Source organism: Bryocella sp. (genome assembly GCF_058498515.1).
This window is the reverse complement of the sequence record NZ_JBMHYI010000061.1, coordinates 1-2,936: the sequence shown is the minus strand read 5'-3', so window position 1 is coordinate 2,936 and position 2,936 is coordinate 1. Positions and strand designations below refer to the sequence as shown.

General features: G+C 62.2%; 3 protein-coding genes. 1 reads left to right on the top strand and 2 read right to left on the bottom strand.

What is annotated here, in order from left to right:
- On the bottom strand, positions 1-1,608 hold a 1,608-nt coding region (locus tag AC5E6W_RS17915), incomplete at its 3' end, for a hypothetical protein (protein ID WP_491753698.1).
- A gap of 86 nt (positions 1,609-1,694) precedes the next feature.
- Between AC5E6W_RS17915 and AC5E6W_RS17910 the strand changes: the two genes are divergently transcribed.
- The gene (locus AC5E6W_RS17910; RefSeq protein ID WP_491753697.1) at positions 1,695-2,189 is read left to right on the top strand and encodes a DUF1003 domain-containing protein; all 495 of its coding nucleotides are present in this window, start codon (positions 1,695-1,697) and stop codon (positions 2,187-2,189) included.
- Positions 2,190-2,262: 73 nt separating this feature from the next.
- On the opposite strand, the gene AC5E6W_RS17905 is transcribed toward AC5E6W_RS17910, so the two are convergent.
- Positions 2,263-2,936: peptide chain release factor 1 (locus AC5E6W_RS17905; RefSeq protein WP_491753696.1), on the bottom strand; the 674-nt coding region annotated here is incomplete at its 5' end.

Sequence of the window (2,936 nt, the reverse complement as noted above, 5' to 3'; positions counted from 1 at the left end):
GTACTCCATGGCCGGGTAGCCGAGTAGCATCTGGCGGCGCGGACCTCCGTGCAGGAAGATGAGTGCAGGGTGGACGGTGGCCTCCGAGTATGCGGGAAGGAAGAGCTGGCCGTGCAGGGTGAAGCGAATGTCGTTGGGTGCGGCTTTGCTGCGGACTATGCCGGCGGGAGTGGGGTCGGAGGCGAAGAGGATTTGGTGAGGGGCTAGCAGGTCGAGGGCGGTCGTGGGGAAGTCTTTAGGAAGGGCGTTGGGGCGGAGGTTGGTGGTGGCGCCGTCTGTGGCGACGAGGACCGGGTGCATGGGGATGTGGGTGTCGGAGATGAGCGCGGCGAGGGTGCCATCGGCGGCGATCTGCGGCTTGGTCTGGATGCCTTCGCCAGTGGTGAGCGCGACGGGGCCGGTGGGGGTTAGCTTCCAGAGATGGCGACGGTCTACGTCGAGCGAATCACAGTTAGTGTTTTCAGGTTTGAAATTGTTGGAGAGTGTGACGCTGAGCTTACAGGCTTGTTGGTTCGAGCTCCAGAAGAGTGTGCCGTCGGGGCCTTGTGTGACGTCTTCGACTTCGAAGTGGCCGGGGGTGAGGAGTTTCGGGGTGGTGGAGGACTGCCAGTCGAGCTCGTAGAGGTGGGTGTAGCCATCGGCTTCCGAGAAGAAAACGATATTGTGGCCGGGGGCGAAGTAGAGGTGCGGCTCGCCGGTGGCGAGCCGTGGGGGTGTGCTGCCGGCGAGGTTGGGTTTTGGGGTGAAGACGGTGTGGGAGGGCCAGGTGCCGGCGGGGGTTTCGGGGTTAACGGTGGCGAGCTGGATGGACCATGGATAGGCGGAGACGCGGTTGGTATCGAACTCGCCGACGAAGGTGAAGGAGTCGCGGAGCCAGGCGATGTGCTGGTCGTCGGAGGAGAAGACGGGCGCAACGTCGTTGCCCGTGGAGGGCGCGAGGAAGTCGAGGGACTTGGTGGTGAGGTTGTAGATGCCGAGCAGCGAGTGGAGCTTGCGGTGGCTGATGAAGGCGAGCAGGGTGCCGGAGTGCGAGAGCGTGAGCGAGCCGGCGGAACCGCCGTTGTCGTAAACGAGCTGGTGAGGCTTGGAGATCTCTGTGTGTTGGCCGACCGGGAGTTCTGCAATCCATATTTGGCCGGAGCGGAGGAAGAGGATGGAGTGGCCGTCGTGGGTGAAGAGTGGGGCGTGGCCTTCGCCGAGATCGACGGCAGGCGCGCCGGCGGCGACGGGCTGGACCCAGACTTCGACGGCAGTATTGCGCTGGACATGCGCGGGGTTAGCAGGCTTGCCGTTGGCTCCGCTTTCCGCGCCGAGCGCGTAGGCGATGGCCGTCGCGTCGGGAGACCAGGTGAGGCCGTTGATGTCCTGGCCGTCGTCTTCGGTGTAGTGCGTGATGGAGCGCGAGGGGTGCTTTGCGCCGCCGACCCAGATGTTGCGTGCGCCTTCAGCGTGTTCGATCCAGGCGAACTGGCCGCCGACGGGCGCGGCGGTGAGGGAGAGCGCATAGGGGGCGCTTAAAATTTGCTGCAGCGTAAAAGCCTTTGCCTGCTGCGCTACGGACACACCTGTGCCAGCAAGCGCCATCACCACACCCAAAAAGAGTCTCATTCGCAGAGAATAACGCAACCAGCGCGCGAAAGCTTCGCCGATGCATCCAACTCCTCAGGCGTGTACCCACACGCCGAGGAAGATTCATGGCACAGGCGCATATCCAATCGCATATCGAGATGATCGCCAAGCATGAGCAGGAGTTTCTGGCTCAGCGCACCCATCCGGAGCGCGTTGCGGATGGCATTGCGGAGTTCGTTGGCTCGTTGAAGTTTGTGGGGGCGCACCTTTGCGTCTTCACGTTCTGGATCATCTTCAATCTCGCGCCGGGGACGCACCACTTTGATCCGCGTCCCTTTGCGCTGCTGCAGACCATTGTCGCGATGGAGTCGATCCTGGTGGCGAGTTTTATCCTGATACGGCAGTCGCGGCTGGGACGGCGAAGCGATGAGCGCGACCACCTGATGCTGCAGATCCTGATCCTGACGGAGAAAGAGATTACGGCGGTGCTGGATCTGGAACGACATGTGGCGACGCAGCTGGGGCTGGGGCGGGCGGCGAATCAGCCCGAGGTGCGGGAGCTTTCGCAGGAGACCTCGATTGAAGACGTGGCGCAGAACATCAAGGAAACGATGGAGTGATAAGGCAGACAGTAGAGAGTAGACAGTGAAAACACAGGCGAGACCATGGTCTCGCCTTTTGTACTCGCTACTCTTACGCTGCTATGGCTTCGGCTTTGAGGCGCTCGGCTGTGGCGTGGGCGATGAGGGCGTCGACAGTGGGTTGCAGGAGGCCTTCCATGACCATCGCTAGCTGATGGTTGGTGAGGCCGATGCGGTGGTCGGTGAGGCGGTTCTGCGGGAAGTTGTAAGTGCGAATTTTTTCGCTGCGGTCGCCGGTGCCTACCTGCTGCTTGCGTTCCTTGGCCTGGATTTGGTGGACGCGCTCGGCTTCTACCTCGTACAAGCGGGCGCGGAGGACGCGCATGGCCTTCTCGCGGTTCTTGATCTGCGACTTTTCGTCCTGGCAACTGACGACGGTGTTCGTGGGCAGATGCGTGATGCGGATGGCGGAGTACGTCGTGTTGACCGACTGTCCGCCCGGGCCGGACGAGCAGAAGGTGTCGATGCGGAGGTCTTTGTTTTCGATCTTGATATCGACGTCTTCCACTTCAGGGAGCACGGCAACGGTGATGGCGGAGGTGTGGACCCGGCCCTGGGTTTCGGTGGCCGGGACGCGCTGCACGCGGTGTACGCCGGACTCGTATTTCATCTGTGAGTAGACCTTGTCGCCTTCGAAGATGGCGGTGATGTCCTTGAGGCCGCCTACGTCGGAGTCGGTTTGCGAGAGGACTTCGACCTTCCAGCGATGCTGCTCGGCGAACTTCA

Coding starts and splice junctions, on each gene's coding strand:
- AC5E6W_RS17910 (WP_491753697.1), top strand. CDS start 1,695: ATGGCACAGGCGCATATCCAATCGCATATCGAGATGATCGCCAAGCAT.